The organism is Arthrobacter sp. Hiyo1 (assembly GCF_001263615.2).
Lineage (GTDB): Bacteria > Actinomycetota > Actinomycetes > Actinomycetales > Micrococcaceae > Arthrobacter.
Window position 1 is genome coordinate 178,834 of the sequence record NZ_DF952469.1, and the last position, 5,677, is coordinate 184,510.

General features: G+C 64.6%; 4 protein-coding genes and 1 pseudogene. All 5 read right to left on the reverse strand.

Going from position 1 to position 5,677, the window contains the following annotated elements; genetic code table 11:
• Nucleotides 1-680, reverse strand: a 680-nt coding sequence (locus AHiyo1_RS05455) for a histidine kinase (RefSeq protein ID WP_253257171.1), incomplete at its 3' end; no start/stop codon positions are given.
• 22 nt (nt 681-702) lie between these two features.
• Nucleotides 703-1,479 carry an ABC transporter permease gene (locus AHiyo1_RS05460; RefSeq protein WP_059387865.1) on the reverse strand — a complete coding sequence of 259 codons (777 nt, stop codon included), beginning with the start codon at nt 1,477-1,479 and terminating at the stop codon, nt 703-705.
• The gene (locus tag AHiyo1_RS05465) at nt 1,476-2,414 is read right to left on the reverse strand and encodes an ABC transporter ATP-binding protein (protein ID WP_059387866.1); all 939 of its coding nucleotides are present in this window, start codon (nt 2,412-2,414) and stop codon (nt 1,476-1,478) included. The genes AHiyo1_RS05460 and AHiyo1_RS05465 overlap by 4 nt, the downstream gene beginning before the upstream one ends.
• Before the next feature lie 102 nt (nt 2,415-2,516).
• A pseudogene (locus tag AHiyo1_RS05470) lies at nt 2,517-3,948 on the reverse strand (YibE/F family protein).
• Between the two features lie 218 nt (nt 3,949-4,166).
• Nucleotides 4,167-5,516: an FAD-binding oxidoreductase gene (locus AHiyo1_RS05475; protein ID WP_340639287.1), complete on the reverse strand. Its 1,350-nt coding sequence runs from the start codon at nt 5,514-5,516 to the stop codon at nt 4,167-4,169.
• Between the last annotated feature and the right edge of the window lie 161 nt (nt 5,517-5,677).

Sequence of the window (5,677 nt, forward strand, 5' to 3'; positions counted from 1 at the left end):
CTGCCGGCCAATTCAGCCTTCACTGCTATGACGGTCAGGGAGTGCCCCAGGATGTCGTGCATGTCCCGGGCGACGCGGCTACGCTCCGCCGCCACGGCTGCATCGGCCAGTTCAGTCTGCGCTTCCCGGAGCCGTGCGGTCTGCCTGATCAGCCGCGCGAAGGCGGACATCATGAGGCCGAGGGACACGATGATCCCGGCCTGGAGCAAGGCCTGCTCCCCGTTGCCCGTCACCAACTGGGTGGTGAAGGAAGCGAGGGCCAATCCGACGATGAGGAAGAAATCCGCGCGCGGCGGAAGGGACGTCATGGCAATGGCGCAGGCCAGGAACGTCCAGGTCCACAAGGCTTCCCGTCCGATGATGAGGATCATCAGCCCGTTCAGCGCCAGCAGGATGAAGACGGACACGATCCCCGCCCGGACGCCCAGGCGCCAACTGATCTGTGGCAGGAAGACGTAGGCCGCGAAGAACACGATCAGGGACGCCGACGCCGCCGTTTTCCAGGCCAGCGGCTCGTCCACGGACCACACGATGTTCCACGTCGGCCAGGCCCAGAGCAGGATGGAGACTCCCGCGCCGATGAACCAGCCCCGTGGCCCAGGACCGCGGAACATGGCACCGCGGAACATGTTGCCGACGAGCATGTCCCTGAAGGAGGTTCGGCCTTGGCTGCTGGTCATGGTGCCCACCCTAGCGCTCTGTTCAGACACGTTTCGTGTCGCGGCGGAACGCCATCGCAGCCCCGGCCACGAAGATCGCGAGCCAGATGAGCACGTTGACGATCCACGCCCAGTCGAACTCGCCGGTGATGGGGCTCCGGGCCAATTGCCCGATCCCGTACGCGGGCGTGAACTTGGCGATGTTCCCGAAGGTCTCCCCCATGATCTCGATCGGCATGAACAGTCCACCGAGCATGGCAAGGATGGCCAGGGCCGGGCCGAGGATCTGCATGACGTTCTGGCTCGGCATAAGGTATCCGACGAACAAACCGAGGGCCGCGAAGACCAGGGAACCCAGCCAAGCCACCAACCCCGCGGTCAGCCAGGTCTGGGCATCCATGGTGACACCTGCAAGGGCGCCGATGACGAACTGGGCCACGACGGCAACGAGGGACAGCGTGAGCGCGGCCATGGCTTTCACCGCGATGTACGCACCGGGCAGGAGGGGCGTGAGCCGAAGCTGGCGGCTCCACCCTTGGGCACGCTCCACCGCCACTTGGCTGCCGGCGCCCGTAGCGGCGGTCATCGCGGCATAGACCGTGAGGCTGATGAGGATGTACTGGCCGTAGCTGTGCCCGTTGGGCAGGAGCTTGTCCTTGTTGGAGAGGCCGAAAATGAAGAAGAAGACGGCCGGCATGAACACCGTGAACATGATGGTCCGGCGGTTCCGGAGCATCCGCTTGATTTCGATCCACAGGAACGTGCTGTTGACCCCGCCGGAGGACGCTTTCCGTTCCTGGAGGACTGTTGCCGCGCTCATACGAGGTCTCCTTCAAAAGTGATGCTCGTGGATTCCGGCACCGCATCGTCTCCGGTGAGGGCCACGAAGGCCTCCTCGAGGTTGTTGGCCGCCACTTCCACGTCGTGGGCGCCCGTGTTGTTGAGCAGGAAACGCACGACGGCGTCCGAGTCGCCCGTGCGGACGGTGAGGCGGCCGCCGTCGTAATCCATGCTTTCGACGGGCGGCATCCCGGCCAGGAGCACGCGCTCAGCCGCCGGAAGCGAAGCCTTGACGGTTCGGCCCGAGGCAAGGTTCTTGATCTGGGCGGCGGTGCCGTCCGCCACGATGCTGCCTTGCCGGACCAGCACAATCCTGTCCGCGTAGGCGTCGGCTTCTTCGAGGTAATGGGTGGCGAAGATGACGGTCCGTCCGCGCTGGGCGTCGCTCCTGATCGCGGTCCAGAAGTCCCGTCGTCCCGCCACATCCATGCCGGTGGTGGGCTCGTCCAGGATCAGCAATCCGGGATCGGACACGAGGGCCATGGCGAAGCGCAGCCGCTGCTGCTGGCCGCCTGAGCACTTTTCGACCTTGCGGTCGGCGATCTCCAGGATGCCCGCCCGCGCCAGGACTTCGTCCACGGGCCGGGAGGAATCGAACATGGCAGCGTTGAGCTGCACGGTCTCGCGGACGCTGATGTCCCGCAGCAAGCCGCCGGTCTGCATCACGGCTGCCACCTGGCCGCGGGCGATGGCTCCCCGGGGAGTGTGGCCGAAGATGGAGACGCTTCCCTGGTCCGGAGCACTCAATCCGAGGATCATGTCGATCGTGGTGGTCTTGCCGGCTCCGTTGGGACCGAGGAACGCCACCACCTCCCCCGGTTGCACGGTGAGGTCCAGGCCGCGTACGGCGTGGACCTTCCCGAAGCTCTTGTGCAGTCCGGCGGCTTGGACGGCCGGCACACTCGCTGTTGTCATGACTCTCCTTGGCTTTGGTTTGCTCCACTACCCATCAAAGCGGGATCCGTGTCCGCGCCCGGGCGTGTGTCACCAATGAGGGATGACAAATGTCATCGGAGGCTAGCTGCGCTCGGCTTCCCTGCGTGCCCGCCTGGTCATGACGACGGCGGCAAGCTCGCCAGTATCGAAGGACTCAAAGGCATCGCTGGAACCGGCGTTTTCAAGCTCGCGGACCTTCCCGTCGTCGTCGAGAGCTGGCGCCGCATCCCTCGCGACGGCAGCCGCGAGCCGCCTCGGACCGGTCGCCTTCACCACCAGCACGGCGATCAAGGTGGTCACGGGGATGGCCAGCACCAGGCCGATGGAGCCCACCAGTGTACGGATGACTTCCTCCGACAACTCGGCACTGGTCAGGGCATCGACCAGCGGACGGTCGTACAGCATGACGATGATCAGGAGGGGTAGCGCTGCGCCGGCGTAGGCAAAGGCGATGGTGTAGACCGTGGAGGCGATGTGGTCCCGGCCGATCCTCATGGCCGAGGTGAACAGCTTTCGCGCGCCAGTCTCGGGTGCGAGCTCGTAGAGTTCCCACACGGCCGCGGACTGGGTGATCGTCACGTCGTTGAGCACTCCGAGCCCGGAAATGATCAGACCGCAGAGAATGATTCCGGAGAGCGAGATCTTGTCCGACATGTTCACGAGCGTGGCGCCCTCGCTGCTCGCGATCCCGGTCAGGTTGGCCGCATCCGTGGCCCAGGCCGCCAGCAGCGCCGTAATGCCGAGGCCGAAGATCGTACCCAGCAACGCGGTGGAGGTCTTGGCCGAGAATCCGTGGGCGAAATAGAGCACCCCCATCATGATGGCGGTGGAGCCGACCAAAGCCACGAGCAGCGGCGGCTTGCCTTCCACCAGTCCAGGAAGCATGAAGCTCACCATCACCACGTAGCTCCGGCCAGCCCGAGGAGCGCCCTGAAGCCGCGCCAGCGCGCCACCGCAATGACCACCACGGCATACAGGATCGCCAGAAGTGCCATGGGAACGGTCCGCACGAAGTCGAGGAAAACGTACGACGGCGAGCCGTTGCCTGCCGCCGCGCCCTGCACACCGGAGAGGTTCAGGTAGCGGATGCTGTCCCCCACTTTGACGCCGTGGGACTTGGCCACGTCCGGTTGATGACCACTTTCACGGGGCTGCCGCCGTTATCCGGTTGCGTGGACGCGAAGGTGCATTGGGACCCCTGCGGCTGTGGGCCGCTGCTTTGGTTCGTGCCGTTCGTACTCGGCGCCTGCGTACCTTGCGTGCAGCTTTCCTGGGTGACGGCCTGGATCTTGCCCGTATCAAACGTCACCCCGGGAGCGGCCGTGTAGGGGCTCGCGAACGTGATGCCCTCTTTGCTCCCCGATGGCCACATGACCAGCATGGCAACGATCGTGAGTACCGCGATCGGAGCCAGCACGGCCACGAGGAGCCAGTTGGCCCGCCTGCGTGACGCGAGCGCCGTCGGGCTTGGCTCGAAATGCTCCGCGTGTCCGTGTGAATGGCCGTGACCCATTAGCTGCAAAACCTCATGCCCACAAGCCTACGTGGGGCAGCGCTGTGTCCCACCCAACTAACTCGCAGTTGGTGTCGTTATGAGGGCTCAGAACGACAACAAATGCGTGGGCCCACGCCGCCAGGGTTCCCTGGCCGAGCTTGCGAGGCGAGGGTGGCGGTGGGGATCAGTTGGGCTCGCTTGATACCCGGGTGCTCAGGCGGGTTTGATGTTTTGGTTCACGTGGAAGAGGTTTCCTGGATCGTACTTGCCTTGATGGCTTGCAGCCGCTCGTAATTGACCCCGTAGTTGTCGCTGATCCTGCTTTGGTCTTCCGCATCCATGAAGTTGATGTAGCCGCTGGCAGCAGAGTGCGGACGGAGCGCCTCCGCGTAGTTGCGGGCCCAGGCAATGTTGGCTTCGTTGTCCGCGGGGTCCGGCCATTGTGCCGCGATCACCGGGGCGAACTTCATGCCGCGGTTCGCGAAGGCGGTGTCCTGGGCTCCGACCCGGGCCGCCGCGCCGTCGATCGGGTAGACATGGACGGCGGTGTTGAGGCTGGTCACCGTGGACCCGAACTCCGCATGCGCACCAATGACGCCATCGTTGAGTTCACTGATGAAGTTGGCTTTCCAGTATCCTTGCAGCCCCTTGGGATTGAGCCCGTCAAATGCCACGTTGAGTGCCGGGTACGGCATCGGGGTGATCAGGGATCCGGCTACGGGTGCGGCTTCGAGGAACGGCGCCCAGCGGGATTCGCCTTCGGCCATGTCTCCCGTCCACATCCCGACCACGACGCACACTGGCTTGCCGTGCCATTCTTCGGGAAGGAACGGCACCGGCGGGCCTTGATGGAAGCCGAGGAACGTGCCGAACTCTTCGGGAGCGGAGTCCATGTAATCCCGGTAGAACTTCGCCACCGTCTCGGTGTTCTCCGCTCCGTAGATGACAATGCCCACATGGACCATGTCCACCGGGTGCAGCTTGTACTCCAGCGACGTCACCACACCGAAATTTCCCCCGCCACCCCGCAAGGCCCAGAAGAGATCCTCGTTCCGGGTTTCGCTCGCAGTCAGGAACTTGCCGTCCGCAGTCACCACGTCAGCGGAGATCAAGTTGTCACAGGACAGGCCGTGCTTGCGGGCAAGATAGCCGATGCCGCCACCCAGGGTCAGGCCTGCGATGCCGGTGGATCCCACAATCCCGCCAGTGGTAGCGAGTCCGAAGGCATGGGTGGCGTGGTTGAAATCTGCCCAGGTTGTTCCCGCCTCGGCACGGGCCGTACCGGCGTCGGGGTCAACACGGACCCCGGTACGGTTGACGAAATCTATGACAAGGGCATCGTCCCAGGTCCCGAAACCGGGGGCGCTGTGGCCGCCGCCGCGGATAGCCAATGGCAGGGAATTGTCCCGGGCGAAGTTCACGCTCGCGATGACGTCCGCCACTTGGGCCACCCGGACGACTCCCGCCGGACGCTTGTCGATCATCCCGTTAAAGACGGCACGGGCGGAGTCATAGTCAGGATCGCTGGGAGTGACGAGTTGCCCACGGAGCTGTTCACGGAGTCCGTCGAGGGCTGTTCCATTCATGGGTGTTACCGCCGATTCTCTTCATGAGACCGGATTCGTTCCACCCGCCGCTACCCCACCAGAGCAACGGCCGGGGCTTACGTCGTCATGCCTACACCCAGGGCAGCGGCGTCGTCAAGGGTTCACCCAACTGGCTCGCAGTTGCAGCCGTCAAGCTATCG

What these genes read in the sequence shown, in the direction of transcription:
- AHiyo1_RS05460 (WP_059387865.1), bottom strand. Translation starts at nt 1,479, where the DNA reads ATGAGCGCGGCAACAGTCCTCCAGGAACGGAAAGCGTCCTCCGGCGGG.
- AHiyo1_RS05465 (WP_059387866.1), bottom strand. Translation starts at nt 2,414, where the DNA reads ATGACAACAGCGAGTGTGCCGGCCGTCCAAGCCGCCGGACTGCACAAG.
- AHiyo1_RS05475 (WP_340639287.1), bottom strand. Translation starts at nt 5,516, where the DNA reads ATGAATGGAACAGCCCTCGACGGACTCCGTGAACAGCTCCGTGGGCAA.